Below are 25,878 nucleotides of genomic sequence, written 5' to 3'. Positions count from 1 at the left end.
GAGGGAAGATGACAAATATATCATTACTTAGTGAACCAAGCTTACATCGCACATGGACTGTAAAAGTATTAACAAAGAACCTTAAACATTGCTCTATTACGGCAGTGGATACGTCAAACAAAGTTCAACTGTTTAAGGAGATTGTAGATGTAGTCATTGTAGATTTGGAGACTACTGACAACCACAGTGACTTGATTGATTTCTATATCGCTCAAAACAAAAAGGTAATCGTGACTTCTGATATGACTAATCCAGAATTACTTGATTGCTTTGGAAAGAGACTTCATGGCTATTTTTACAAACTCATGAATAACACCGAACAGCTTGAGGCGATTTCGATGATTTTAGAGGGGAAGCGATATATCCATCCACTATTATCATCCGTGCTTCTAGATGGTTATATCGACTTGAAAAGCAATAAAGGTACACGTCCGAAAAATCTACTAACTAAGCAAGAGTGGCTGGTGCTAGAGCTTTTGGCAAAGGGGCACAACAACCAAGACATCGGAGATCAACTGCACATCTCAGAAAGAACAGCCAAGAATCACGTGTACTCTATTTTAAAAAAGTTAAAGGTAACCAATCGAACAAGTGCAGCATTGCTTTCTATTAAAAATCGATGGGTCAACATATAAAGGGGTGATTTTATGTCAGGAACAGTGGGTTATGGGTCTCAAATGATAACTGAACTATTTAATGGAACCATCGCTTCTATTGAAAATGTAATTCCTCATTCATTTACAATGGGAGAACTCAATCTCATAGAAGATTCTTTACAACTTCAGTTTGGCGTTTTAATAGGGGTAACTGGAGACGTGAAAGGAAAACTTGTTTTCTCTGGAGAGTCATCTGTATTTAGTTTTATTGGTGAATCCATGTTCGGCATGCCCTTAGAAGGAGAAATGCTGAATTCATTTAGTGGTGAATTAGGGAACATGATAGCAGGTGGCTTTGCTACGAATATTGTTAATAAGGGAATCAAAACAGATATCACCGCTCCAACAGTTATGGAAGGAGATACGAAGGTATCTGGGTTTAGAAACGCATTTGAGGCTAATTTAACGTTTGAGAATGAAGAGGAAATGAATGTTTATTTATTGCTAGATTGACATTTTATAAGTAGGGGGAACACTTGTGGAAGCAAGTAACAAACAAATAACACCGTCTCTGAAGCCAAAAAAGGTGAAGGTTCGAACAACTTTACAAGTAAAACTAACTTTTACCATTGTCCTTTTAATATTTTTCCTTAGTACGATTCAAAGTACTGTTATGGGAGTTGCGAATCTATACCTAGAAAACACACAGATCTTAAACATTGTAGCTGGTGTAGTCAACCTAATCATAGGGGCGTTTGTCTCACACCTCATCATTCAATTCTTCATCAAGAAACCACTTAAGAAGTTAAATGACATTGCCGAGCAATTTTCTGATAACAACTTTACAGAACGTGTAGACATTAAAAGTGGAGATGAGTTTGAAAAGCTAGGTTTTGTTTTTAATGATATGGGTGGTAAAATCCAGGCACTCATTAAAGGAATTCAAGAATCTAGTGCCAACTTAAACCAACAGTCTCACGGAGTTAAAACAGCCTCATTAGAAACACAATCCTCCTCTGAACAAGTTGCAGCCAGTATTCAACAGATTTCAGCAGGAGCCAAACAAATTGAATATGATATTTCCAACATAAGTGAAACCATCCAAGACATCTCTAAATCAAGTCAGCAAGTCTCCGTGAATGTTCAGTCGGTAGATAACTATGCGAATGAGGTAGCTGAATTAGTAGGAAAAGGGGAAAAAGCGGCTGCCGAAACAATCGAGAAATCAAATAGTGTTCGAAATAAATTAGATATCACCGTTGAAAAAGTAAACCAGTTGTACAAAGCATCAGATAAAATAGGTGGAATTTTAAAGATCATCCAAGATATCTCAGAACAAACTAATCTCCTAGCGTTGAATGCAGCCATCGAAGCTGCGAGAGCTGGTGAGAATGGGAGAGGTTTTGCAGTTGTAGCAGAAGAAGTTAGAAAGCTTGCAAGTGAGTCCAACGAATCAACGGGGAATATCCAAAAGCTGATTCAAGATATCCAAAATGGAGTCCGAGAAATCGTAACAGAGATTAAGGGAAGCCAATCTGAAACAAATGAAATGTTGATTACAGTGACTCATACGGAAGAAGCAGTCCAAGATATTAGTAAAGCAGCGGTCAAAATGAAACAACAACTATCAGACATTACCGTCGCTACTCAGGAGTTAGCATCCGGGCATCAACAAATTGTAGATGCATCCATGAATACTGTGAGTATTGTAGAAGAAGCAAAGGCCGCTACTCACGAAGTGTCAGCATCGGCGGAAGAACAAAATGCAACCATGCAAGAGTTGGGGGCGATGTGTAATGAATTGCAGAATCTAGCAGATCAGTTAAACGAACTGGTACAAAAATTTACAGTTTAAGGGACAGAGGGGACAGGAACCTTGTCCCAGTGAGATAGAACATAGGACGGTTCTCAGTTTTCAAATGGAAACGCGAGATCCGTCCTTTTTATTTACTCATTCACTAGGTCTTAAGTCTTATATAATATAGAGTTCAAGTCTGTATTCTTATCATTTTTTTAAGAGTATAGTTACATAGAACCAATCAGAAATAAGTATTAACTTTAATTATGGAGGAACAAACAATGGGGAAATTAGGAAAAATTTTTGCAGGTACAGCTCTTTTAGCTTTAATCTTAACGGGGTGTAATGTTTTCAGCTTTGGAAAGGCAAGTGAAGAAAGTATAGAAATAGAAAAGGACGATGCGAAGGAGCTCGACGTTGAACTAAAACTGGGAGCGGGTGAGTTGAATCTCTCAGGTGGAGCTAATCAGTGGTTAGAGGGAAGGATAGAGGACTCGAAAGAACCAAAAGTCAGCTATAAGTTGAATGGGGATAAAGGGAAATTAACAGTCGCACAAAAATCCAAGCAAGGGATCAATTTTAAGGATAACGAATGGGACCTTCAACTGACAAAGGATGTACCCCTTTCGTTAAAAATAAGTACGGGAGCGGCCGAGACGGATCTAAACCTTTCTGGTATCCAGCTAACGGACTTAGACATAGAAACGGGTGTGGGTGAGCTCAATTTAGATGTAAGCGGGGACTGGAAAGAAAGCTTTGATATTAACCTAGAGACAGGTGTCGGGCAAGTAACAGTCATTCTTCCATCCAACGTTGGTGTTAAAGTAACCTCTAGTAAAGGCATTGGTAGTGCAGAATTCAAAGACCTCATTTCTCAAGGGAATGGAGTTTATGTAAATGAGGCATACGAAAATTCCGATATCATCATCACAGTCAATGCTGAAATGGGAGTGGGAGAAGTAATATTTAAAGTTGAATAGGGACAAGGGGACAGGTTTACTGTCCCACCCCTCTCTTAACTAACTTTTTCAACAAACTCTCCTAAAAAGGAAAGACTATGTCTATTAAATTCCTCAAACCGCTCAATATTACAAACATGCCCACATGACTCCAAAACGACTAACTCCGAGTGCTCTTCCTGTTCAACATACCTTTGAATGCTGGGCAAAAACATATGGTCTTCATCTCCGCTAATATATAATTTTTTAAAAGGAATAGACTTATCCAACTTCTTATACGTTTCTGCAGACTGAACACCAACGTTCACCCAGCTCAAATAATCGGTCTTACCAAGCTTTTGAGCCTCGCGGATAAAAATATCCCTGGACTTTTTATGATTTCGTTTGGGCATTAAAATATTGGCGAACAGTTTATATTCCAGCATGTAAGGAATCACGTGCTTCAATGGGAAGGAGAGGGCAGCCTTTCCTAAAAACAACCCCCAGCTTTTCCATTCATTAACGGCTCCAGCCAAAATCATTTTCTCCACTTTTTCAGGGTATTTCAGAGAGAACTCCTGAATCACAATCGTCCCAAGAGATACACCTACAAAATGAGCACTCTTGATTTTCAAAAAATCCATCAAATCACTTACCCCATCACCACTCTGATCTAGGGTATGATCTCCAACGGTCGGCCCAGAATCTCCATGGCCAGGTAAATCTAATAACAAAACATTAAATCTATTACTAAATAAATCAATTTGTTTATAAAAAATGTTGTGATTTCCACCTAAACCGTGGACAAAAACAACCCATTCTTTTGTACTCGAATTCTTGATGACTTTATGTGCTAGCAATATGTAATAGCCTCCGTTGTGAAAGGTAGATTTAAAAAGCATTCTTTTGATTATAACCTTTTTGTGAGGAACGGGACAGGGGGACAGGTTTGCTGTCCCACTACATACGAGACATCCGGGACTATTGACCTGCATAATTTTTCATAATTATTTGGAAAAAAGCATTAAATATTGTAAATTATTACCGAAATATAGTATGGATGGAAGAAATTTCACACTATCGGTCAACAGTAAGAGGTATACACCAAGAAATCGGGGGGAAACAACATGAAGAAACTGATTGCTGGAGCATTATTAGGGAGCGCTCTATTAACTGGATGTTCGGTGGAGTTATCTGAAGGAGAAGCCGACGGAACAGTTAATGTAAAAGTGAACGCTCCAGAAGAAGAACCAAAGAGAACAGTAAGTGAAGTAACTGCGGAGGGCGAACTGATTTCGTTTGATGAATTTGATATTCTAAAAAATGATTCGGATGCCTATCAAAACAGACCCTTTGAAAAGGTCCCAGTACATATTACTTCAGTCGATCGTAAGGCTGAACAAACGTTGATTCTAGCAGAATACAAAGAAGACAAAGAGAATGGAAACACGGTATCCTTTGCCTTATATATGGATGGTAATAAGGTGGATTTCGAAGAAGGTGACCATGGATACTTATCAGGGATTGTAGCGAATGATGTGGAGAATGAATTTTTCGTTATTATGTCTGTAGAGAGTGTGTTTACTGGGTTTGAACCAATTGATGAAATCGTATTCCACAATCCTAACCTTGTTGAGTACGACATCAACCAAACGATGAGCAATGATTATGTTTCTGTGACCGTAGAGCGTATCGTATCTGGTGATAAATTCACAATTGTTTACTATAGCTTTGAAGGGGGAGAAGAAGAGGTTAGTTATGCATATGCCAATGCGTTTAGTAATGGACAAGAAGTAAAGAAAACGTATTACGGTAACGTCGGAATGGAAACTGAAATAGAAGAAAACCACGAAATGTATGAAGGGTTAGACATAGCCCAACCATTTAGAATTGAGATCAATGGTTCATTAGATATGTTTAAAAGAAAAGCGTATACGGATAAAAACGTAGAAGACCTAGTATTCGAATTCGATGGATTTGCGAAATAAGTGGGACAAGGGGACAGGTTTTGTGTCCCACGGGTTGACATAAAAACAGGCCAAGAGAATGAATAAAACTTCTCTTGGCCTGCTTTCTTCTATAAAATCGTTTTATGTCGTCTCATGTCCCAGAATCCCATAATAAACCAAGTCCAGATATTCATTTTCCTTCATAACATGATCTCTCAGAATTCCCTCTTTTTTCATCCCAATCTTCTCCATAACCCTACCGGAAGCCGGATTCGTATGAAAGAAGCGAGCAAATACTTTGTGGTAATGCTTTTCAATAAAGGCAAATTCGAGCATGGCTTTACTTGCCTCGGTAGCATAGCCATTCCCCCAATATTCCTCTCCGACCCAATAAGCCAGCTCACCATTATTAAACTTTGGATGGTTAGACAATGCTATGGCTCCATATAACTTTCCCGAAACCTTATCGGTAATTGCAAACTCATAGTGCTTATCACTGTTAAAGTTATCAAGATGATTTTTTATCCAGGATAAGGCATCTTCAATGGAATACGGATAGGGCAGATATAAAGTGTTCTTATAAAGGTTGTAATTATTACAAAGCGTAGTAACCTCTGGTGCATCTGATTCTGTAAATAGTCGTAAAAGGAGTCTATCTGTTTCTATGGTTTTGGCTGTTTTAGAGTAAATCATGTTTTCCCCCTTAAAAATATAGCTCCTTTATGTATTCGGTGTTTTCTCCTTTAATCCTTTTGCTCCTGCGTCACGTATAGTCACAACATTACTTTACTAAATCCAAAGAGGATTAACCGCAGTTCTCTTTTTTAGTATATTCTTATTATATAAGTCATGATCGCTAACAAATATTTGGCGGTTTTCAACAGGAGGTGCGAAAATGATCTGGATTTTACTTTTCATGATTGGCTTAGTAGGAGCGATGCTGGGTAGCCTTGTGGGATTAGGCGGCGGAATCATTGTGGTACCGGCATTGTTATTCGTTGGTACATATACGAATCTGTTGCCAGAGGTGACACCACAATTGGCAGTGGGGACGTCTATTATCATCTTAATTGTCACCGGCTTATCTTCAACGCTGTCTTATCTAAAGCAGAAAAAGGTCGATTATAAAGCAGGTCTGATTTTCTTTATCGGAAGCGGTCCGGGGGCTTACGTAGGGGCTCTTGTGAATAAATCGATTGATTTGAATGTGTTTTACGTATGCTTTGGCGCATTTATTATTTTTATTTCTATCGTTCTAAGTGTTAGGAAGTACTTGAAGCCTAGTCAAAAGCAGTTAGGCGCGGTTCGGACTTATGTAGATCCTAGTGGAGAGACGCATACATATCAATTCCAACCCGTCATAGCGGTGGTCATTTCCTTTTTTGTCGGTGTACTATCCGGGTTATTCGGGATTGGGGGCGGTTCCTTGATGGTGCCAACGATGCTAATCCTATTCAGATTCCCAGCCCAAGTAGCCGTGGCAACCTCTATGCTTATGGTGTTCTTATCAGCCATTGTGGGTTCAGCAGCTCATATTCAATTAGGTAATGTCCAGTGGTTGTGGGCTCTGGCGCTGGCTCCAGGTGCGTGGATTGGGGCGAAGCTTGGTGCTTTCTTGAATCATAGGTTGCAGGTGAATACTGTAATTTTGGTACTACGAATCTTGTTAGTAGTTGTTGGGGTGAGGTTGATTTTTCAAGGGCTGTAGGGACAGGTTTGGTGTCCCACTATAGATGAATGTGACAGCTATCTTGGTACCTTTCCGGAACACAAAAACAAGAACAAGTGTTCCTGTTTTTGTAGAATCTGGTAGACTAATGTGCTATCATATTTTTAGCAGCTTAATATTGTTAGGGTGGTTGGTTGTCACGCTTCTTTCCGAATCTTTTCGGGAAGGAGGTGATAGTCATGGAAACATTTCTTGAATTTCTACGTGAAGTTCTAAAAGGGATTGTTCGCGAAGTTGGAGCATATCTCTTTCGGAAAAATGTACTAGGAAACAAGAAAACCACCCTACGCCGTCGCAAGCAAAAGGGTGGTTTTCGACACAAATAATTAAGTCTGACAACCACCACCCTGACGGTAGGGGTTGCGAAGGAGAAGTGTTAGCAGCACTTCTCTTTTTCTATTGTATTCTAATTATACATGAAATAAACATTGGATTGAAGTGGATTTGTTTTTGGGCAAAGTGAAATTAGACCTTAAGTCTGAGATAGGTTAGCTTGTGATCTCAGCAGGATGTACAGTTGATGAAAAAGGAAACATTTTCAAACAAACGTTTGTATAAAATATGCTAGACTATTTGAACTAAGTAGTATTTGAATGAGGAATGTAATTTCTGGTGTCGAAATCTGTCTACAAGTAGATTTTTAATATAAAGTTATGGGAAACCAAAACAAATTACTTGTACCTGAAGTGGAAATAACTGCGGGAAGATGGGTAAAAAGGCCGAGGAACAGTTGGAGCAGCAGTAATCGTAACAAAGGTCAGTGGAATGTTTCTACTGACCTTTGCTTTTTTTATGGGAAAAAAATATCAAGAAATTACCCCTACTTACGGCTAGGCTTTTAGTCTGTTATTCCTTGCGATTCTATTAAAAGTCAACAAAATAATCGTTACAAAATTCATAAAATTTATAATATTATGTCATGTTAGCAGGTTTTTTGTAATAGAATCTCGTATATATGAATCTATGACTTTAAATTATAGAAATATTAGGAAACAAAAGGGGGATTTGGGGAGAAGGTACAGACCTTACATATTTGATTCAAAATTGGTTTTAGGGGAGGGGTAACGTGGGCGGTTACATCGTAAAGAGAATATTGGCTGGTTTGTTGACTTTGTTTTTTTTAACAACCATTACCTTTTTTTTAATGCATGCAGTTCCGGGAGGTCCATTTAGTCCTTCTGAACAACGGAATGTTCCGAAATCAGTGCTTGAGAAGGTTGAGGAAAAGTACGGGCTGAATGACCCTTTGCATGTTCAGTACTTCAATTACATAAAAAGTATTGCCCAATTAGATTTTGGATTTTCCTTTAAGCAGCAGGATCTTCACGTAAACGATTTAATTAAGCAAGGCTTTCCTGTGTCCGCCAAAGTGGGATTGATTGCAATCCTCGTTGCTTTATTAGTGGGGATTCCTCTTGGTATTATTTCTGCGGTCAAACGGGGGAAGTGGCCGGATTGGATATCGATGATTATAGCAACCATTGGGATATCGATCCCAAACTTTGTTATCGCGGTTCTCTTACTCTTTTTATTTGCAGTGGTGTTGAATCTATTACCAACTTTCGGTTTATCGAGCTGGAAGCATTACATTCTCCCGGTGGCAGGACTATCGTTTTACCCGATTGCTTACATTGCTCGGCTGATGCGTTCAAGCATGCTTGAGGTCATGCGCCAAGATTATATTCGAACAGCTAGAGCCAAAGGTGTGCACGAAATGGTCGTGCTCGGAAAACATGCTTTGAAGAATGCGATTATTCCGGTAATTACCTATTTAGGTCCGCTGATTGCCATTCTGTTAACGGGAAGCTTTGTAATCGAACGGATTTTTTCGATTCCTGGAATCGGAAGAGATTTCGTAACCGGAATTAGTGACCGAGATTATGCCGTCATTTTAGCGATGACTGTATTTTTTGGAGCCTTGATCATTTTAGCGAATCTCATTGTAGATATTTTCTACGCTATTATTGATCGGCGCGTAAAAATCGATGAGTAGGTGATGGTTTGGCGAATTTAGTAAGCTACAAAAAAGATAATGTAGAAATCACCGATTTTCATAATTTAAAAGATATACCGGATGAAATGTTTGAGAAACTGGGTTCAAAAATGGACTTAAATAGTGAGTACATTGCTCGTCCCAGTAAATCGTACTGGGCGGATGCCTGGTCTCGTTTTCGAAAGGATCCTCTCGCCATGTTTGGTCTTTGCGTGGTGATTCTAATCACCCTTGCAGCCATTTTTGGTCCCATGTTTTCGGAGTATACATATGACGGTCAGGATATTGAAAATGGAAACCAGGGCCCTTCTGCTGAGCATTGGTTTGGAACGGATAAATTTGGACGAGATATATTCATTCGGACTTTGTACGGCGCACGTATCAGTTTAACCATTGGGTTTGTGGCTGCAGCCATTAACATGGTCATTGGTGTGATTTACGGAGGAATTTCTGGATTTTTTGGTGGACGAATCGACATGATCATGATGCGAATTGTCGATATGCTAATTGGAATCCCTGACCTGTTATACATCATCCTGGTGATGTTGTTCTTGGGTAACTCTCTTCAAAGTATCATTATTGCACTCTGTATTACATCGTGGATTGGAACCGCCCGGATAGTGCGGTCACAGGTGATTACACTGAAACATCAGGAGTATGCGCTCGCTGCACGTTGTATCGGTTCTTCTCAATTTAGAATTTTATTTAAGCATTTGTTCCCGAACAGTATGGGGCCGATTATCGTAACGGTTACATTCCTAGTGCCGTCCGCTATTTTTGCTGAAGCCTTTCTAAGCTTTCTTGGTATCGGGATTCAAGTTCCGATTGCAAGTTGGGGGACGCTTGTCAATGATGCGATACCAACTATTTTCACTGAACCGTATCAAATGTTGTTCCCGGCACTTGCTATTAGTATAACGATGTTTTCTCTTAATTTTATTGGCGATGGCCTACGTGATGCACTCGATCCGAGACTAAAGAAGTAAGGCTGGTGTTACGATGAAACTACTTCAAGTGAAAGATTTAAAAACGACCTTCCATATAGATGCTGGGCAAGTTCAAGCCGTCCGAGGCATTTCCTTTCATATTGATAAAGGGGAATCGATTGGTATCGTAGGAGAGTCTGGCTCCGGAAAAAGTGTTTCCATGCTCTCCATCATGGGGCTACTCCCAGACAATGCCACAGTGGAAGCAGAGCGAATGAACTTTGCAGGCCATAATCTATTGGAAATCCAACATAAAGAAATGCGGAAGCTTCAAGGAAATGATATTGGAATGATTTTTCAGGACCCGATGACATCATTAAATCCGCTCTTCACAATCGGGGATCAAATCATGGAACCGATTCGGATTCACCTAAGATTATCGAAAGCCGAAGCAAGAAAAAAGGCAATTGAGATTTTGAAATTAGTAGAAATTCCGAGTCCAGAAAGCCGACTCAATCAGTATCCGCATGAGTTTTCAGGTGGGATGAGGCAAAGAGTCATGATTGCGATTGCGCTTTCCTGTAATCCCAAACTATTGATTGCAGATGAACCAACGACGGCACTGGATGTGACGATTCAAGCCCAAATTTTAGACTTGATGAAGGATTTAAAAAGCAAGCTGAATACCTCCATTGTTATGGTCACACATGATTTAGGTGTGGTAGCCAGCATGTGCAGCCGGATCATTGTGATGTATGGAGGAACCATTGTGGAGGAGGGCACGACTCGGGAGGTTTTTTATAACCCGAAGCATCCATACACGTGGGGACTACTTCGTTCAGTTCCAAAAGCACCAACAGGAGAAAAGAAAAAACTAGTTCCAATCCCGGGGAGTCCGCCAGATTTACTAGCCCCTCCAAAAGGATGTCCGTTTGCAGCAAGATGTGAGCATGCGATGAGAATCTGTGAAGAGATTCCACCAGCTCAAACACAGCTTTCGGATACCCACCAGACAGCCTGTTGGTTACTGCATCCGAAGGCTCCGAAAGTGGAGAAGGAGGTGACGGTGTAAGATGGCAAAGACAGGGGAGACATTAGTTGAGCTACGGAATGTAAAGAAGCATTTTGTCATGAAGAAAGGCTTCTTTGGTAAAAAAAATACCGTACTAAAAGCCGTCGATGATGTAAGTTTTACGATTAAAAAAGGGGAGACCTTTGGGCTTGTAGGGGAATCCGGTTGTGGAAAATCAACGATCGGAAGAACCCTCTTAAAGTTGTATGAGCCTACTGCTGGGGAGATTGTTTTTGATGGGGAGCATGTTGAACATTTGAAACATAAAGAGATGCTTCCTTTTCGTAAAAAAATGCAAATGATTTTTCAGGATCCTTATGCGTCCCTGGATCCTCGAATGACTGTTGGGGATATCATTGGGGATCCCTTGGATGTTCATAAAATTTTACAGGGGAAGGATCGGGTGGACCGTGTTCATGAGCTGATTGAGCTTGTTGGACTCAAGCGGGACCATGCGAACCGCTACCCACATGAATTCTCAGGTGGACAACGACAGCGTATTGGTATTGCGCGTGCCCTTGCGGTAGAGCCAGAGTTCATCGTTTGTGATGAGCCAATTTCAGCACTGGATGTTTCGATTCAGGCGCAAGTTGTGAACATGCTTGAGGAACTTCAAGAAAAGTTCGGATTAACCTATTTGTTCATTTCGCATGATTTATCGATGGTGAGGCACTTATCACATCAAATTGGGGTTATGTATTTGGGGTCGATGGTAGAAGTGGCAGCGGCCCATGAGCTGTATACAAACATGCAGCATCCGTATACTCAGGCTTTGCTGTCAGCTGCAACCATTCCAGATCCAGATTTGGCTGAGAAAACGGAGAGAATTCGTCTAAAAGGGGACGTTCCAAGTCCGATGAACCCACCAAGTGGCTGTGCGTTTCGTACGAGGTGTCCGCTGGCTTTCGAAACTTGTGCCCATGAAAAACCTCAACTGAAGGATATTGGGAATGGTCACAAGGTCGCCTGTCATGCTGTACATCATTGAGTGTAGATTATCCTGAAATTTCTCAGGTTAACCTAATAAATTTTAAGCAAGAAAGTTAGGGGGATGGAAATGAAGAAATGGTTATTGTTTTTCACGCTGTTGGCAGCCGTTGCACTGATTTCTGCTTGTAGTTCACAAAGTGGAGGTTCAGATGGGAAAACCGTAGTCTATGCATTACCAGGTGAACCGGAAACATTGGATCCAACTTTAAACGTTTACTCCCGTTCATCTGTAGTTCTACAGAACCTATTTAGAGGCCTTTACACCATTGGGCCTGAGGGGATTCCAGTTCCGTCATTAGCAGCAGAAACGACTGTGGATGAAACCGGAACAAAGTATACTTTTAAAATCGACCCAGATGCGAAATGGAGTGATGGTGAATCAGTTACGGCGCATGACTTTGAATACTCATGGAAACGAGTGTTAAATCCAGATGTCGCATCAGGTGCAGCGTTTGACTTGTATTATTTAAAAAATGGTCTTGCTTACAATGAAGGAAACGTAAGTGCCGATGAGGTTGGAGTTAAGGCTGTGGATGAGCATACCCTTGAGGTAGAGCTTGAGAATCCCACTACATATTTCTTAAATCTATTGTGTGCAACGTCCTATTACCCGGTTAGAAAAGATGTAGTAGAGGGTGAAGGAAACTGGACTAGTTCAACGGATACGTACTTGTCTACGGGTCCATTCACGCTTGAAGAAATCAAGCCAAAAGAGAAATATGTTCTGAAGAAGAACCCGAATTACTTGAATGCGGATAATGTAAAACTAGATACACTGGAAATCGTATTTATTGAAGCACCAGAAGCTGAATTGGCTGCTTACATGAATGGTGAAATTGATGTTGCAGACAACTTAAGTGCTGAAGCAATGCAACAATACAAGGATTCATCTGAGTATACCGTTGCCCCACGTATCGGTACCTACTATTTTGATGTGAATACAACGGTGGAGCCTTTTGATGACCCGCGTGTAAGAAAAGCATTCGGTATGGCGATGAACCGTCAACAAATCGTTGAAAATGTTATGCAATCAACGGAGAGACCGGCCTTCGGTTTCGTTCCATACGGAATGCCACATGGTGTTGAGCAAAATAAGGAATACCGTGATGTTGTAGGACCTTTATTCGAAGAAAACATTGAGGAAGCTAGGAAGTTGCTAGCGGAAGCAGGCTATCCAAATGGAGAAGGCATGCCTGAAATTGACTTTTTAACGATGGCAAGTCAACGTGACAAAGATATTGCACAAGCCATCCAAAGTATGTGGAAGGAAAATCTTGGCGTGGAAGTGAGTATCCGTACGATGGAATCCAAAGTTTACTGGGATGAATTAGAAAATGGAAACTTTGCTATTGCTCGTGACGGTTGGACTGGGGATTACTTAGATCCAATGACAAACCTCACGTTGTTCGAGTCCATTAACACAGCGGATGATTCTCGTTGGGTGAACAAAGAATATGATGCGCTTATGGAAGAAAATCGAGCAATTACAGATCAAGAAAAGCGCATGGCTAACTACGCCAAAGCTGAACAAATCTTAATGGACGAAATGTCTGTCATTCCTCTTTATTTCTATGAAGATTCTTATCTAGTCAAACCACATGTAAAAGGTGTGACGAAGAACTACATTGGGCATACGTATTTTGAGTATGCGGATGTTGTGGATAAGGAGTAGGGTTTGTAGGCTGAGCCAGGGGAAGTTTCGGTTCGGTGGCTGGCTGTAACGTTTAACTTTTAGAAAGGGGCTGTACTCATTAGGTGGGGCAGCTTCTTTTTTTGGGGTGGCGGCGGTTGGTCCTTGTCTGTTGTTTGGGGACTGCATCCGACCGGGGGTGGAGTGACGAGCTGTGACGAGGTGAGGCGATGCGGAGCGTGGTGGACACAGAATCCGTTATTTTAATGAAAATACCGGTTTTTGAGGGTCAAGCGGACTCACGTTCCGTTATTCGGTGTTTTTTGAGGTTATTTTGCCTGATTTTAGCTAAATAACGGAACCACAGTCCGGCTATATCCAAAAAACGCCCATTTTTAGGGATATAACGGAACCTCTGTCCAGGTGACTAATGGTTTTGATGTATCCACCACATTATTCACAAGAAGGAGGAACATCCTATGAAACTCTTTATTAGTTCAGACTTAGAAGGGGTAGCGGGAATCACTGCCTGGAATGAGACGGATAACACAAATCCGGCTAGTCGATATTTTCTTGAACAAATGACAGCAGAAGTCAATGCCGCGTGTGAGGCAGCTTTGGATGCAGGTGCTAACGATATTTTTATCAAGGATGCCCATGATACAGCTAAAAATCTAAACCCTTCAAAACTACCGGAACAAGTGAAAATTTTACGAGGCTGGGCCAGCAATCCTTATTTAATGATGGCTGGATTGGATGAAAGTTATGACGGAGTGTTTATGATGGGCTATCATGCGGCTGGAGGAAGAAACGGGAGCCCACTGGCTCATACCATGAATACGAGAAATGACCATGTCAAAATCAACGGAGAAATTGCGAGCGAATTTCTGATTAATGCTTATACCTCGGCTTTATGGAAGGTTCCAGTTCTTATGATCACGGGGGACAAGATGATTTGTGAGGAAGCCAAGAGACTGAATCCCCATATCAAAACCGTTGAGGTAAGTGAAGGAATCGGAAATGGCTCGATTTCCATTCATCCAAAGTTAGCCATCAAAAAAATTAGAGAGACAGTTACGAAGCTGATGAAGGACACAGATTTTTCTAAGTATGAGATTCAGTTGCCAAAGGAGTTTACGGTAGAAATCACTTTCAAAGACCATCACCTAGCTTACCGTGGCTCGTTTTATCCAGGTGCCAGACAAACAGGTGACAAAACAGTTGAATTTCATTCTACAGAGTACATAAATGTTCTTAAATTTCTATTTTTTGTACTTTAAGGCACAAGGGGACAGGTGAGTTACTACCCGACAAGGGACAGGGGGACAGGTTTTCTGTCCCATTCCCAAACTAGTGACTAGTGGAGCAACTATAGTTTCCGATAGACGCGAGGGAATTTCCGATAGACGCGATAGAATTTCCGATAGACCCGGTGGAATTTCCGATAGGGCAGCGAAAATTTCCGATAGACCCAGCAAAATTTCCAACAGCCTACTAAATCATCGACAAAAATTAACGTAAGTGTTCGAATACATGGAGAATACCAGTGATTGACACCGACACGTGCTCCTTACAAAATCAAGGATAATCACAATACTCAATAATAGCCCCTTGAGTATCAGCTGGATTTAAATAGATTAACCGTCTGCCATGCTTATTTGTTCTTAAAGTATCTTCCAAAGTCCGAATTCCTAATTCTTTAAGTTCGTTTAAAGCATCATCCAGATTATCTACTCGATACGCAATGTGATGGACACCTTTTCCTTTTTGCTTAATAAAGCGAGCAATCGGGGAAGTGGTGTTATTTGATGGAGCTAATAACTCCGTGCGTGTTCCATTGACTTCCATGATGGCAATCTCGCTTTCAACCCCAACCGCTTCACTTCTGTATCGGTCAATTAGTTTTCCGCCCAATACATTCTCATAAAAGTCGATACTTTCATCTAAATTCCGAACGGCAACCCCGATATGGTCTAGAACTTTTTCCATAGAACATCCTCCTTTGTGGGACAGAGGGGACAGGTTTCGTTGTCCCACTCCGAGGCTAGTTAGCGTAAGAACCTTATCTTCCAATCAGCGACAAAAGAGTTTTTATACAAACGTTTGTTGAAATGAATGTTATTTGAATCAATTATAATAATCCCAACTCTACTGTTTATTAAACTCAATCCTATATTTCCATCTTTCACTACTAAAGTAGTTCACGGTAATATCTACGGGAGTAGATGCTTGGTCTAAAGAGATTCTAGTATTTTTTAATACAGGTTCTCCTTCATTTATCTTTAAGATCTCCGCAACCTTGCTACTTGCAGAAACGGCATTTATTTCTTCTTTAATCGTAAAGAATTCGATATCTCTTTCATCTTTTAATAATTGATCTATTGAAATGAAAGAGGGGTCATTTTTAAATATCTCTAGCGGGAGGAAGGGATTGATGTAATGTTCTAAATAGATGATTGGCTCTCCATTATAGTAACGAATCCTTCTAAGATGTATAATATCTGACTCACTGCTGACACCTAACAGCTCCGAGTAGAATTTTGATTTAATTGTGGTAGCCTCTATGGTTCTTGCAGAGATTTTTCTCCATTCTTCTTTATATATATCACTGAATCCTGTCATGGTGGTCCACTGCCCGAGTGGTTTGAAGTTTGCCACAAAAGATCCTTTTCCTTGTAGACGATAGATCAATCCATCCATTTCTAGTTGTTTTAATGCTTGTCTAACAGGTGTACGGCTCGCTTGAAAGATTTGTTCTAGCTCACTCTCTGAAGGTAATAAGTCACCTACTTGATAGGTCTTTTCTTCTATTTTATTCGCAATATAATCATAAATCCTTTGATACATTGGTTTTTTATTTATATTTTCGTACACCCAACATTCACTCCTTAATACCCGTTCATAATGGTAATGGGAACAATATAATACTAGTATAAGTCATAATCTGACAGGTAAGATAATATTAAATGTTCTGAAATTTTAGAATTGACATAACTTGTAATACTAAGTATTATATATTTATGAAAACGCTAACATCAAGTTTTTTGAAAGGAGACTGTTCATGGGGGGATATGATAAGGGAGTTTTATTCCACGATGACTTGTTAAAGGACATACGAGAGAAATTTTTATGGATTGAAACAGACCCCATTCAACAAAGGAAGAGATTATTTTTTGATAATGCTGGTGGGTCCTTCCGTTTAAAAAGTGCATCAAAGGTATTTATGGATTTGGATGCAATTCCAGATTGTCCTGAACGAGAACACAAAACAGCAAAATATTTAATAGATGTTATTGAAAAGGGTACAAATGATATTAGGAAGATATTTAATGCGAAAGATGGAAGTATTGCAACTTATCTTACTGCCTCTCAGGCAATCTTTGAGATAACGGGGAATATGGCTGAAAATGCAAAAGGAAATAATATTGTTACAACAGCTCTTGAGCATCCCTCTGCCTATGATGCAGCAAAATATTATGCTGAGAAGCTGGGAAAGGAATTTCGTGTTGCCAAGACGAATCCTGTAACAGGTGGGGTTGATACAGAAGAAATATTAAAACTAATTGACCAGGACACCAGTTTACTAAGCGTAATATATGCGTCTAATATCTCTGGAGCCATTTTGGACATTGAATCCATAGTTCAAGAAGCGAAAAAAATAAACCCAAATATTTATATCATAGTAGATGCTGTTCAACATGCTCCCCACGGTGTTTTAGATGTAGAAAAAACACCAGTAGATGCCATTAACTTTGCTCCTTATAAATTTTTTGGAGTGAGAGGATCCGGAATCGCTTATCTATCAGACCGAGCATCACGACTTCCTCATCATAAGCTTTCTGGCAAAGCAGAAAATGAATGGTCATTAGGAAGTCCAGCACCTGCTCATTATGCTGCAATAAGTGAAATTGTTGATTACATATGCTGGATTGGGAGCAATTATAAACAAAGTAATGATAGAAGAGAGCAGTATGTTGAAGGGATGACGAGAATCTCCCTTCATGAACGGGCACTATTAGAAGTAATACTAGAAGGAACAGCAAACACTGAGGGGCTTAGGGGTATTTCGGGTGTTACGGTTCATCTTGATTATCCTGATTTATCAAAAAGAGATTTAATTGTAGCGATTAGTATAGATGGAATGGACTACAAGGAGGCTGTAAGGAAATACGAAGAACTAGGTGTTATTCTATTCGAACGTGTTAACACCAGTATCTACTCTAAGAGAATGATAGATTCTTTCGGAATGAAAGGGGCTATAAGAATTTCACCTTTGCACTGCCATACAGTGGAGGAGATAGAAGAATTTTTAAGCATTACAGCTAGGATAGCAGAACAAAGCCTAAGTAGAATATAAAGGTTTTAACTCTTTATAGAGTGAAGCTATATAAAAAATAAAAATAGAGGAGTGAGCACATGAAGAAGCTTTCGCTAGGGACCAAAGTAGCTATTGGATTTGTAGTCGGTATTTTAATAGGAATTATTTTTAAAGATCAAGCACTTTGGATTAAGCCATTTGGGGACTTATTCTTGAATTTAATTAAAATGATTGTTGTGCCATTAGTCTTGTTTTCCATTGTAAGTGGAATCGCTACGTTAAGCGATGTAACGAAGTTGAGAAGGATAGGTGGAAAGGTCTTATTATTCTATGTCTTTACAACTATTTGTGCAGGTACTATAGGGCTACTCGTAGCAAATATTCTTAAACCTGGGTCTGGTCTAGACTTGGATGGAATTGTTAAAGACACCGGAGAGTATACAGCTACAGAAACCCCTAACTTCTTAGAAACATTAGTAGGGATGGTTCCAACAAACCCATTTGCATCCTTATTTAGTGGAAACCTCATGCAAATCATTATCTTTGCTGTTTTTGTAGGAATAGCAATGGTCGCGATTGGTGAAAAAGCTGCTCCATTCCATAAGTTCTTCGAAAGTGGTGCACAGGTGATGTATAAAGTAACCGATATGGTTATGAAGTATTCCCCAATTGGTGTAGCTGCGTTAATGGCTGTTACTGTAGCTGAATATGGATCTAAAATATTAGGTCCAATTACGTCCTTAATTGTTGCGGATTATGTAGGCATTATTCTCATTTGTTTCGTCCTTTATCCTTTAATTCTTAAATTCTATGTAAAAATGAATTTGGGGACCTTTTATAAAACAGTGGCAACTAAAATATGGCCAATTACTGCTAGCACAACAAGTAGTTCCGGTACCTTGCCTGTAACAATGAAAGTAGCAGAAAATGACTTTGGAGTCTCTAAAAAGTTAACTGGTTTTTCATTGCCACTAGGTGCAACGGTTAATATGGATGGAGCTGTCAATTATTTCGCAATTGCGGTTATCTTTGTTTCTCAAATATATGGAGTGGATCTAACACTTACACAACAAATCACGACACTCTTACTTGCCACTCTTATTTCCATCGGGGCTCCGGGAATCCCAGGAGGCGGGATTGTCATGACAATTATGTTACTAACAGCAATGGGACTGCCGCTTGAAATTATGGGATTAGTCGCTGGTATTTATCGAATTATAGATATCGGTCACACGTCTCTGAACGTTACCGGAGATGTAGTAGGGACTTTAGCTGTTGCGAAATCAGAAAACTTATTGGATGAAAATGTGCTGTCGCAAAATAAGGGTGATAGTACTGGGATTTCTGCTTAATGAGTTAAAGATGAGGTTTATTAAAGAATTGTAGTAGGAAATATTAAACTAGATTAGAACATTAGATATTAAACAAACGTATTTTTAAAAACTGATTAACCTAAATTAGTGCTTACTTTTTCGAAAAAACGTACTAGGAAACAAGAAAACCACCCTACGCCGTCACAAGCAAAAGGGTGGTTCTCGAAAAACAAACGAATAGTTTTTGGCAACCACCACCCTGACGATAGGGGTAGCGAAGGAGAAGTGTTAGCCGCACTTCTCTTTTTTAGTATATTCTTATTATACATGAACTAAACAATGGATTGGAGTGGATTTGTCATGGGGCAAGAGTTTATTTTTATTTGGATCTAAGTATGTGGGACAAGGTTCCTGTCCCCCTGTCCCGGTTTGAAGCATGGCTGTTGGGAAACCATAACACCCAAGGAGGTGGAAAAATGGCCAGGAGTAGAAATAAACTTCTTGTACCAGAAGCCCGTGAAGGTCTAAACCAGCTTAAAGGACGCGTTATGGCGAAGAATGGGTACAGTTCTGGGAATGATGGTGTTCCCAACAATGTGAAATATGAAGTGGCCAAAGAAGTGGGAGTTCCGCTGAACAATGGTTACAATGGCGACATAAAAGCAAAAGATGCTGGGAAAATTGGCGGGAACATCGGTGGTAAAATGGTTCGTGAAATGGTCAAGATGGCTGAGGAGCAGCTGAAGAAGCAGTAGGGACAGAGGGGACAGGTTTGTCTGTCCCACAGCGTGACCAATAGGATTTAATGTTAAAAAGCCAAAGGTAGCAGATTCAAAACTCTGTTATCTTTGGCTGCTATTTTTTATATAGTTATATTTTACAACATAACCCTCGCTTGCTATAGAACCTCCATTCAACCAACAGTAGAGCCCACAACCACCCATTCAACCAACAGTTGATAGGTCCCAAACGAATCGTGTGCTATCCTAAAAATACAGTACGTACTGATCAACCCATAACGGAGAGGAATGTTGCGTGTGTTGAATTCAAAAGCGATTGGGGCTTATATCTCGAGCCTTCGAAAAGAGCAGGACCTGACTCAGGTTCAATTAGCTGATTTAGTAAATGTGAGCCATCAAGCGGTCTCGAAATGGGAGCGGGGAGAATCACTTCCTGACCTAGATACATTGGGGGCACTTGCCAAGCAGTTTAACATTACCATTGATCGGCTTTTATATGGGGGAACAGCTAACACTAACAAGGTCGACTCATTTGTAGGGCATCTTGTAAAAAATGAGCCGGAAGAAGCTGCGAAATTAGTAGATGGGGATAATATGAATCTTGATCAATTAGAGGACTTGGCTCCGCTGGTCAAATCCAGTACGTTTTCTCGAGTTGCGGAAGGGGTTAAAGGAACAACATTTACTTTTTCAAACCTCATCAACCTAGCTCCATTTTTAGATAGAGATACGCTTGAAAAATTAGTGCAACAAGTTGGTGGAGATGAGATGAGGTCATGGAAAGACATCGTTTCAATTGCTCCATTTGTTAGTAGGCAAACAGTGGGGCAGATAGTAGAAGGGTTAGAGGAAAGCATCCATGTAAAAGATCTAGTAAATATCGCTCCTTTCCTTCCAAGAGAAGTCGATCCTTTAATTGAAAATCTATCGTTGGAAGATCTTGAATGGCAAGATGTAGTCTCGCTTGCTCCATTTATCAATAGGTCTGGTCTCTCAAAGCTCATCAGACAATTTAGCCCAGAAACCATTGAAATGAGCACCTTAATTCAACTAGCTCCATTTTTAGAAAGAGAAATCATTACTCATCTCTTGGAAGAGGTTGAATTAAAAAATGTGGAAGCTCACCAAATCGAGCGGGTGGCTCCCTTTATAGGTAGTGGAAATCTTGGAATGTTGATTCAGAAACTGGGACAGGGGGACAGGTTTACTGTCCCACCTCAGGACTAGGGGAAAGGGAATCTTTTATTTAAACACGTTTGTTTAAGAACTTGAGAACTATAATACAACGCCAATAAAAAACTTGTAGGGAAGTAACATTCTCTACAAGTTTTTTTCATGACTATCTACCCCTTCTTAGTTTGATCAATAATCGTTGAAATGCCCATGGCGATGCTACCGTTTAAGATTCCAAACAGGGAAATGATTAGAAATAGGCTATCCATTGAATCAGATATGAACGTCATGATAAAGGTTAGAGCCATGATTAAAACAAATAATAATCCGAATATAAATAAGAAACGTGAAAGCATGGTGAACCACCTTTTAATAAAGCTTTACAAATACTGTAACATAGAATGAATTTGTAAAAGGCTGTTTTTTACAGGTAAATTTGAATTATTTCAAATATATGGAATAATTAAAGTATCAGATTGAGAGAGTAGGGTGGGAATAGGGTGAAAGAAAAAACTAAAAAGGTAATTGGCATTTTGGTGATCGTTATCCTTCATTGGTATTTATTCGATATTATCATGGAGAACTCGAAGGACACTAAGTCTGGATTGATTGGTTGTGGGATAATTATTTTTATCTTGTTCCTTGGTTTCCTTAACTATCGTTTTATTCCATCCTTTATTGTAAGAGCGGGCATCAGTGTTTGTTTGATGTTTTTTATGGCCTATTTTATGAACCGAATACTCACTATAGGGATCCATCATTTTACCCTTATTTTTACTGTGATTTGCATGACTGTCCTTGAAATTTGGCGTAAATATGATGGGAAAACTATGGTGAAACAGTTGGTGACATTTTTACTAGTTTCAGCTGTGTTGCTTTTTAGTTTGTTTCGGATTTTTGATCAAAAGTTGTTTGTTAGTGATCAAATGGAGCATGAGGTAGAGGTCTATGTGGCTAAATCTAAGAATCTAAGAGGTTACGAGATTCAGTCTTTCTATACTTTTAACAACCATTCGCCTACGTTTGCAGTAGTCACATTTAGGCAAGATCCTGAACATGAATATGTGTTTATAGATGTTGGAGATGGGATTGATTTGAGTGTGGTTAGGTAGGGACAGGGGGACAGGTTTCGCTGTCCCACATTTTCGAAGTTTTATTACAGTACTTGTGACCGTTGTCTAAAAATCAAATAAATCATCCCAAAAATCATCAAGTTCAACCTCTTTGAATAGAGGAATCTTGATTTTCACCCCAAACAATCTGTCCCCCCATATGTCCTGTTACCGAAATCAAAACTGCACCAGGTATCGATAAAATAGAAATAATAACTCGCATTCCTCTAACTTTGGGTAGGAATTTTAAAACCAAAAGGGCAGCAAATACGATTAACGTAAGGCAGAGCAAAAAATTTGTGTTCTTCGATTAAAGGTTTCACAGAGCTCCCGAATGAATCTTCCGCAAAATCTTTATCATACTTTCCTGCGAAAAATGCTACTAAACCTGAAATTAACCCTCCTGCTAAAAGGTAAGTAGCAAATGTTTCGAATAAAGGACTTTTCTTTTTCCCAAAAAAAACGCTATCACCTGAAATAAAACTCTAAATAAAAATAAGGCAATCGGAAAATGGACAAGCATCGGATGAATTGGAGAAGATAAAATACGATTCGCCTCCCTTTAAAAAAAGACCTACCCTATCATATTCCTGAATAATTCCTAAAATTCGAAGGCATAGAGGGAGTTCCTTTCCATGAGATAACGAAAACTTTAACTTCATGCTCCTTTTATTACAAAACGGAGAAATGTGTTGAATATAGGTATTTATTACTATAAAATTTAAATATAACTAGGTCTTAAGTATCATTGTTGATGAATGTCTATTTGGAGAAGATATTTGAAAATATCTTCACTAGAGTCAGTATGGGATTTGTACTGTACATATTCTTACATATAAAGGGAGAGTTCGAGCTTATGGCTACAATTATGATATCAGATGATGCCATGTTTATGCGAATGCAATTAAAGGACATTTTGACAAAGCTGGGGCATGATGTTGTGGGTGAAGCTGAAAACGGACTAGAGGCTATTGAAAAATATCGTGAATTAAAACCAGATCTTGTCACAATGGATATTACGATGCCAGAAACAAATGGAGTGGAAGCCGTTAAAGGAATTAAAGAAGTAAACCCTAATGCAACTATTATTATGTGTTCAGCCATGGGCCAAAAGGATATGGTAGTAGATGCTATCAAAGCAGGGGCTAAAGATTTTGTCGTCAAACCATTTGACCCTAAAAGAATTCAAGAAGCTGTAGAGAATGCTTTAAAATAAGCGGGACAGGGGGACAGGTTTACTGTCCCCCCATACCCCATATGGTTAGCTTTCTACTACAACAATCCAATCTCTCAACTTATCTTCTGCATGTTCCCTCCAATTTGCAACCGTTGCCCGATCCACTTTTTCTAACACCGCAATGGCAGGGTCTGTTACATCATGAACATAATGGTAGATAGCCCAGATCTTTTCGTGGTCTGTTAATTGACCCATTATGCAAGCAGGAAGGAGATATTCCATGATTTCTTCCCTAGCTGATAAGGTCTGTTCAGAATGTAATACCTCAAAAAATTCATTCAAAGGAGTGGTTTTACTATCTAGGATTTCGGTGGTGTTGATTTCGTTTATCAATTTGTGCTGGACCGAAAAATATATAGTTCGAATGATGTCATCGGTATCCAGGTTGGTTTGACTTAAAGCCTCCCAGACCTTGAGGACACCAACCTTAATAATAGCCGTATGATACCTCCTGACTTGAAGTGGTTTTATCATGCTACCAATGATAAGAATGCAGCGGCTAAGCATATTTCTGAGTTCTTCGGTTGCGGTGGCGTTCTTTATATGGTGAGTAATGAAGTTTGTGGTAGGTGTGGTGGCTTGATGAAGGGTTGTAGCTTGTTGATAGTGTTTGAATTGGTCTATGAGTCTACTGATTTCAGCGTCAATTTTTTGTCTTGAATCAAGTAAGGTATTCATTTTTTTCCTCCTTAATGGTGGTGGGACAAGGTTCCTGTCCCCGGTGTCCCGCCGGCCACACAAACCCAGTGCCCCACCTTTTAGTCTTTGATGGCCAGCAGTGTTCCTTTTAGTTTTTGCTTCGCTTCTGACCGCCAGCGTTTTACTGCAGAAACGGAGACTCCTTCGATTTCGGCGATTTCCCGAACGGTTAGCATATGAATGCATGTGTATTCGACCCATTTTTGCTGCTGCCTGGTTAAATGGCTGTCCCTACAGAGAGAGAGGAGGAATTCGTTGGCTTGTAGGAGAGGGTCTGCATCGTCATCTTGAATCATCTCCCAGAATTCTTCTTTTGGGTGTACGTTTCTTTCCTCATTTCGTATTTGCCGATCCATATCCCGTAACATTCTTCCTCGTATATAGGAGTAAGCAAAAGTGGCAAACTGTCCTTTTTTCGGGTCGAAATTTTGATAGGCCTCCCATAGTGCGATTAGCCCCGTTTGATAGAATTCATGCTTGTTTTGATAGATATTTAGTTTTTTCATAATGGACCTAATCATGGGATCAAATTGCTCCTTTAACGTTTCAAACTCATCCAACCGTGCCTCCCTTCGAAAAGCGCGCCAATCTTTGTTTTCCCTAGGTAGGTTAACCATACAAGGAAATAGGGGAGTGCGACAAAAAGGGAAACTTGAAGTTTCTCGGTGGTTTTGTAGGGTTATTTGAAGTTTGTCTAGGAGAAAGTTGAAGTTTCTCCGGAGAAACGTGAAGTTTTGGGTGTTTTCGAAATGGGGCCAGCTTTGTGCGTGGGAGCTTCATATTCGGTGGGACAGGGGGACAGGTTTCGTGTCCCAGCGCCACATCATTCTACAGGTTTCGGCAAGTATGCTCTTAATCAAACGTTTGTTTAAAGATGCGGAAAAGATTGAGGTAGTGGTATTTGGCTATTTCAATAATTGAACACGTTGTCGAATCCATAGAAATTGAGGTATGGACTGGAATTTTTCACATTACGCAAAAAAAATATCTGTGTAGTCATTGTTCTACAGTTTTATCGTAGTATATAGATATGAGCCCAATTACCTACAAAAGGAGTTCTTTTATGTATAAATCTAGAAAGCTACATATCTATGGGAGTTGGATTATTGTTGTTGCTTGGATGGTTTTGATTTTTAACTTATCCGCTCAGCCGGCTCACCAATCGAACAAGCTTAGCAAGGGAGTCACGGGAACGGTTGTGGAAACCATACATAAAGTGAACCCGAGCACTGAGATAACCGTCGACTCGCTTAATCATATGGTTAGGAAAAATGCCCATTTCATCGTTTATTTAGTTCTTGGAATTTTGGTGGTTATGGCTTTGAGTGTGAGTGGTGTTCTCGGATGGAAGACCATCATTTATGGACTAGGATTGTGCGTATTGTACGCCATTTCAGACGAACTGCATCAAATCTTCGTTCCGGGAAGGGGAGCGCAGGTGAAAGATGTGATGATTGATAGTTCGGGTGCATTGGTAGGAATCGGGATAGGAATGGGAACGAGGAGCCTGTGGAGCAGTCGTGGGACATGAGGGACAGGAACGGTGTCCCACCTACAACCAAATACAAAAAAAAGTGCCTATTCCAAGTCACGCTGCTTGGAGGATGGCACTTTTTTATTTCAAGGTGATCGAGGTGTAGTTGAAAATATTTTGTAATGAAAAAA

Annotated in this window: 28 protein-coding genes and 1 pseudogene; 21 read left to right on the top strand and 8 right to left on the bottom strand. The window is 39.9% G+C overall.

Going from position 1 to position 25,878, the window contains the following annotated elements; translation table 11 throughout:
- Positions 1 to 8: 8 nt before the first annotated feature.
- From ABDZ91_RS02575 to ABDZ91_RS02560, 5 genes and pseudogenes are all read left to right on the top strand, one after another.
- Positions 9 to 635: a response regulator transcription factor gene (locus ABDZ91_RS02575; protein ID WP_343796053.1), complete on the top strand. Its 627-nt coding sequence runs from the start codon at positions 9 to 11 to the stop codon at positions 633 to 635.
- A gap of 12 nt (positions 636 to 647) precedes the next feature.
- Entirely contained in the window at positions 648 to 1,109 is a 462-nt protein-coding gene (locus ABDZ91_RS02570; protein ID WP_343796051.1) for a chemotaxis protein CheX, read from the top strand.
- Positions 1,110 to 1,269: 160 nt separating this feature from the next.
- Positions 1,270 to 1,509 (top strand): annotated as a pseudogene (locus ABDZ91_RS21945) (HAMP domain-containing protein); the annotation flags it as partial.
- Complete coding sequence (locus ABDZ91_RS02565; protein ID WP_425541780.1) at positions 1,504 to 2,451, top strand: methyl-accepting chemotaxis protein; 948 nt, start codon at positions 1,504 to 1,506, stop codon at positions 2,449 to 2,451. The pseudogene ABDZ91_RS21945 and the gene ABDZ91_RS02565, both read left to right, overlap by 6 nt.
- A 224-nt stretch (positions 2,452 to 2,675) precedes the next feature.
- On the top strand, positions 2,676 to 3,374 hold the full coding sequence (locus tag ABDZ91_RS02560) for a toast rack family protein (RefSeq protein ID WP_343796047.1): 699 nt from the start codon (positions 2,676 to 2,678) through the stop codon (positions 3,372 to 3,374).
- Between the two features lie 35 nt (positions 3,375 to 3,409).
- Here the strand turns inward: ABDZ91_RS02560 and ABDZ91_RS02555 are convergent, their stop codons facing one another.
- A complete protein-coding gene (locus ABDZ91_RS02555) occupies positions 3,410 to 4,192 on the bottom strand; it encodes an alpha/beta fold hydrolase (protein WP_343796045.1) in 783 nt (260 codons plus the stop codon).
- Between the two features lie 267 nt (positions 4,193 to 4,459).
- On the opposite strand from ABDZ91_RS02555, the gene ABDZ91_RS02550 reads away from it, so the two are divergent.
- Positions 4,460 to 5,320: a hypothetical protein gene (locus ABDZ91_RS02550; protein WP_343796043.1), complete on the top strand. Its 861-nt coding sequence runs from the start codon at positions 4,460 to 4,462 to the stop codon at positions 5,318 to 5,320.
- Positions 5,321 to 5,422: 102 nt separating this feature from the next.
- Here ABDZ91_RS02550 and ABDZ91_RS02545 read toward each other — a convergent pair whose 3' ends face one another.
- The gene (locus tag ABDZ91_RS02545) at positions 5,423 to 5,974 is read right to left on the bottom strand and encodes a GNAT family N-acetyltransferase (RefSeq protein ID WP_343796041.1); all 552 of its coding nucleotides are present in this window, start codon (positions 5,972 to 5,974) and stop codon (positions 5,423 to 5,425) included.
- Between the two features lie 202 nt (positions 5,975 to 6,176).
- Here ABDZ91_RS02545 and ABDZ91_RS02540 point away from each other — a divergent pair, with 202 nt between their 5' ends.
- From ABDZ91_RS02540 to ABDZ91_RS02505, 8 genes are all read left to right on the top strand, one after another.
- Positions 6,177 to 6,989, top strand: coding sequence for a sulfite exporter TauE/SafE family protein (locus ABDZ91_RS02540; RefSeq protein WP_343796039.1), 813 nt, complete (start codon positions 6,177 to 6,179; stop codon positions 6,987 to 6,989).
- A gap of 200 nt (positions 6,990 to 7,189) precedes the next feature.
- Positions 7,190 to 7,336 carry a hypothetical protein gene (locus tag ABDZ91_RS02535; RefSeq protein ID WP_343796037.1) on the top strand — a complete coding sequence of 49 codons (147 nt, stop codon included), beginning with the start codon at positions 7,190 to 7,192 and terminating at the stop codon, positions 7,334 to 7,336.
- Between the two features lie 740 nt (positions 7,337 to 8,076).
- The gene (locus ABDZ91_RS02530; RefSeq protein WP_343796036.1) at positions 8,077 to 9,003 is read left to right on the top strand and encodes an ABC transporter permease; all 927 of its coding nucleotides are present in this window, start codon (positions 8,077 to 8,079) and stop codon (positions 9,001 to 9,003) included.
- An 86-nt stretch (positions 9,004 to 9,089) separates the two neighbouring features.
- On the top strand, positions 9,090 to 9,989 hold the full coding sequence (locus ABDZ91_RS02525; RefSeq protein WP_343796178.1) for an ABC transporter permease: 900 nt from the start codon (positions 9,090 to 9,092) through the stop codon (positions 9,987 to 9,989).
- Between the two features lie 13 nt (positions 9,990 to 10,002).
- Positions 10,003 to 11,001, top strand: coding sequence for an ABC transporter ATP-binding protein (locus ABDZ91_RS02520; protein ID WP_343796035.1), 999 nt, complete (start codon positions 10,003 to 10,005; stop codon positions 10,999 to 11,001).
- 1 nt (position 11,002) lies between these two features.
- A complete protein-coding gene (locus ABDZ91_RS02515) occupies positions 11,003 to 11,989 on the top strand; it encodes an ABC transporter ATP-binding protein (protein ID WP_343796033.1) in 987 nt (328 codons plus the stop codon).
- Between the two features lie 69 nt (positions 11,990 to 12,058).
- Positions 12,059 to 13,663 (top strand): peptide ABC transporter substrate-binding protein, encoded by a 1,605-nt coding sequence (locus ABDZ91_RS02510; RefSeq protein ID WP_343796032.1) that lies wholly within the window; start codon positions 12,059 to 12,061, stop codon positions 13,661 to 13,663.
- A 437-nt stretch (positions 13,664 to 14,100) separates the two neighbouring features.
- Positions 14,101 to 14,901, top strand: coding sequence for a M55 family metallopeptidase (locus tag ABDZ91_RS02505; protein ID WP_343796031.1), 801 nt, complete (start codon positions 14,101 to 14,103; stop codon positions 14,899 to 14,901).
- Positions 14,902 to 15,199: 298 nt separating this feature from the next.
- On the opposite strand, the gene ABDZ91_RS02500 is transcribed toward ABDZ91_RS02505, so the two are convergent.
- Complete coding sequence (locus ABDZ91_RS02500) at positions 15,200 to 15,610, bottom strand: VOC family protein (protein WP_343796030.1); 411 nt, start codon at positions 15,608 to 15,610, stop codon at positions 15,200 to 15,202.
- A gap of 159 nt (positions 15,611 to 15,769) precedes the next feature.
- Positions 15,770 to 16,495, bottom strand: a complete 726-nt coding sequence (locus ABDZ91_RS02495) for a GntR family transcriptional regulator (protein WP_343796028.1) — start codon at positions 16,493 to 16,495, stop codon at positions 15,770 to 15,772.
- Positions 16,496 to 16,682: 187 nt separating this feature from the next.
- Between ABDZ91_RS02495 and ABDZ91_RS02490 the strand changes: the two genes are divergently transcribed.
- The 4 genes from ABDZ91_RS02490 to ABDZ91_RS02475 all read left to right on the top strand — a co-directional run bounded on the left by ABDZ91_RS02490 (position 16,683) and on the right by ABDZ91_RS02475 (position 21,219).
- On the top strand, positions 16,683 to 17,978 hold the full coding sequence (locus ABDZ91_RS02490; protein ID WP_343796026.1) for an aminotransferase class V-fold PLP-dependent enzyme: 1,296 nt from the start codon (positions 16,683 to 16,685) through the stop codon (positions 17,976 to 17,978).
- 59 nt (positions 17,979 to 18,037) lie between these two features.
- Positions 18,038 to 19,291, top strand: a complete 1,254-nt coding sequence (locus ABDZ91_RS02485) for a dicarboxylate/amino acid:cation symporter (protein ID WP_343796024.1) — start codon at positions 18,038 to 18,040, stop codon at positions 19,289 to 19,291.
- Between the two features lie 437 nt (positions 19,292 to 19,728).
- Positions 19,729 to 20,007 carry an alpha/beta-type small acid-soluble spore protein gene (locus ABDZ91_RS02480; RefSeq protein WP_343796023.1) on the top strand — a complete coding sequence of 93 codons (279 nt, stop codon included), beginning with the start codon at positions 19,729 to 19,731 and terminating at the stop codon, positions 20,005 to 20,007.
- Between the two features lie 282 nt (positions 20,008 to 20,289).
- Positions 20,290 to 21,219: a helix-turn-helix domain-containing protein gene (locus ABDZ91_RS02475; RefSeq protein WP_343796022.1), complete on the top strand. Its 930-nt coding sequence runs from the start codon at positions 20,290 to 20,292 to the stop codon at positions 21,217 to 21,219.
- A gap of 116 nt (positions 21,220 to 21,335) precedes the next feature.
- Here the strand turns inward: ABDZ91_RS02475 and ABDZ91_RS02470 are convergent, their stop codons facing one another.
- Complete coding sequence (locus ABDZ91_RS02470; RefSeq protein WP_343796020.1) at positions 21,336 to 21,521, bottom strand: hypothetical protein; 186 nt, start codon at positions 21,519 to 21,521, stop codon at positions 21,336 to 21,338.
- A 144-nt stretch (positions 21,522 to 21,665) separates the two neighbouring features.
- Between ABDZ91_RS02470 and ABDZ91_RS02465 the strand changes: the two genes are divergently transcribed.
- The gene (locus ABDZ91_RS02465) at positions 21,666 to 22,277 is read left to right on the top strand and encodes a hypothetical protein (protein WP_343796018.1); all 612 of its coding nucleotides are present in this window, start codon (positions 21,666 to 21,668) and stop codon (positions 22,275 to 22,277) included.
- 406 nt (positions 22,278 to 22,683) lie between these two features.
- Here the strand turns inward: ABDZ91_RS02465 and ABDZ91_RS21940 are convergent, their stop codons facing one another.
- Positions 22,684 to 22,809 carry a DUF2231 domain-containing protein gene (locus tag ABDZ91_RS21940; RefSeq protein ID WP_425541779.1) on the bottom strand — a complete coding sequence of 42 codons (126 nt, stop codon included), beginning with the start codon at positions 22,807 to 22,809 and terminating at the stop codon, positions 22,684 to 22,686.
- Positions 22,810 to 23,133: 324 nt separating this feature from the next.
- Between ABDZ91_RS21940 and ABDZ91_RS02460 the strand changes: the two genes are divergently transcribed.
- Positions 23,134 to 23,493, top strand: coding sequence for a response regulator (locus ABDZ91_RS02460; protein ID WP_343796017.1), 360 nt, complete (start codon positions 23,134 to 23,136; stop codon positions 23,491 to 23,493).
- A 45-nt stretch (positions 23,494 to 23,538) separates the two neighbouring features.
- Here the strand turns inward: ABDZ91_RS02460 and ABDZ91_RS02455 are convergent, their stop codons facing one another.
- Both ABDZ91_RS02455 and ABDZ91_RS02450 read right to left on the bottom strand, forming a co-directional pair.
- The gene (locus tag ABDZ91_RS02455; RefSeq protein ID WP_343796015.1) at positions 23,539 to 24,192 is read right to left on the bottom strand and encodes a hypothetical protein; all 654 of its coding nucleotides are present in this window, start codon (positions 24,190 to 24,192) and stop codon (positions 23,539 to 23,541) included.
- Between the two features lie 80 nt (positions 24,193 to 24,272).
- Entirely contained in the window at positions 24,273 to 24,773 is a 501-nt protein-coding gene (locus ABDZ91_RS02450; protein ID WP_343796013.1) for a sigma-70 family RNA polymerase sigma factor, read from the bottom strand.
- 503 nt (positions 24,774 to 25,276) lie between these two features.
- Between ABDZ91_RS02450 and ABDZ91_RS02445 the strand changes: the two genes are divergently transcribed.
- Positions 25,277 to 25,744, top strand: coding sequence for a VanZ family protein (locus tag ABDZ91_RS02445; RefSeq protein WP_343796012.1), 468 nt, complete (start codon positions 25,277 to 25,279; stop codon positions 25,742 to 25,744).
- Positions 25,745 to 25,878 lie beyond the last annotated feature (134 nt).

This window comes from Bacillus carboniphilus (assembly GCF_039522365.1).
GTDB lineage: Bacteria > Bacillota > Bacilli > Bacillales > JC228 > Bacillus_BF > Bacillus_BF carboniphilus.
This window is presented reverse-complemented; position numbering and strand designations above follow the sequence as displayed.

Bases quoted from the DNA above. Each gene is read 5' to 3' on its own strand.
- ABDZ91_RS02575 (WP_343796053.1), top strand. From the start codon at position 9: ATGACAAATATATCATTACTTAGTGAACCAAGCTTACATCGCACATGG.
- ABDZ91_RS02570 (WP_343796051.1), top strand. From the start codon at position 648: ATGTCAGGAACAGTGGGTTATGGGTCTCAAATGATAACTGAACTATTT.
- ABDZ91_RS02565 (WP_425541780.1), top strand. From the start codon at position 1,504: ATGGGTGGTAAAATCCAGGCACTCATTAAAGGAATTCAAGAATCTAGT.
- ABDZ91_RS02560 (WP_343796047.1), top strand. From the start codon at position 2,676: ATGGGGAAATTAGGAAAAATTTTTGCAGGTACAGCTCTTTTAGCTTTA.
- ABDZ91_RS02550 (WP_343796043.1), top strand. From the start codon at position 4,460: ATGAAGAAACTGATTGCTGGAGCATTATTAGGGAGCGCTCTATTAACT.
- ABDZ91_RS02545 (WP_343796041.1), bottom strand. From the start codon at position 5,974: ATGATTTACTCTAAAACAGCCAAAACCATAGAAACAGATAGACTCCTT.
- ABDZ91_RS02540 (WP_343796039.1), top strand. From the start codon at position 6,177: ATGATCTGGATTTTACTTTTCATGATTGGCTTAGTAGGAGCGATGCTG.
- ABDZ91_RS02535 (WP_343796037.1), top strand. From the start codon at position 7,190: ATGGAAACATTTCTTGAATTTCTACGTGAAGTTCTAAAAGGGATTGTT.
- ABDZ91_RS02525 (WP_343796178.1), top strand. From the start codon at position 9,090: ATGTTTGAGAAACTGGGTTCAAAAATGGACTTAAATAGTGAGTACATT.
- ABDZ91_RS02520 (WP_343796035.1), top strand. From the start codon at position 10,003: ATGAAACTACTTCAAGTGAAAGATTTAAAAACGACCTTCCATATAGAT.
- ABDZ91_RS02515 (WP_343796033.1), top strand. From the start codon at position 11,003: ATGGCAAAGACAGGGGAGACATTAGTTGAGCTACGGAATGTAAAGAAG.
- ABDZ91_RS02510 (WP_343796032.1), top strand. From the start codon at position 12,059: ATGAAGAAATGGTTATTGTTTTTCACGCTGTTGGCAGCCGTTGCACTG.
- ABDZ91_RS02505 (WP_343796031.1), top strand. From the start codon at position 14,101: ATGAAACTCTTTATTAGTTCAGACTTAGAAGGGGTAGCGGGAATCACT.
- ABDZ91_RS02500 (WP_343796030.1), bottom strand. From the start codon at position 15,610: ATGGAAAAAGTTCTAGACCATATCGGGGTTGCCGTTCGGAATTTAGAT.
- ABDZ91_RS02490 (WP_343796026.1), top strand. From the start codon at position 16,683: ATGGGGGGATATGATAAGGGAGTTTTATTCCACGATGACTTGTTAAAG.
- ABDZ91_RS02485 (WP_343796024.1), top strand. From the start codon at position 18,038: ATGAAGAAGCTTTCGCTAGGGACCAAAGTAGCTATTGGATTTGTAGTC.
- ABDZ91_RS02480 (WP_343796023.1), top strand. From the start codon at position 19,729: ATGGCCAGGAGTAGAAATAAACTTCTTGTACCAGAAGCCCGTGAAGGT.
- ABDZ91_RS02470 (WP_343796020.1), bottom strand. From the start codon at position 21,521: ATGCTTTCACGTTTCTTATTTATATTCGGATTATTATTTGTTTTAATC.
- ABDZ91_RS02460 (WP_343796017.1), top strand. From the start codon at position 23,134: ATGGCTACAATTATGATATCAGATGATGCCATGTTTATGCGAATGCAA.
- ABDZ91_RS02455 (WP_343796015.1), bottom strand. From the start codon at position 24,192: ATGAATACCTTACTTGATTCAAGACAAAAAATTGACGCTGAAATCAGT.
- ABDZ91_RS02445 (WP_343796012.1), top strand. From the start codon at position 25,277: ATGTATAAATCTAGAAAGCTACATATCTATGGGAGTTGGATTATTGTT.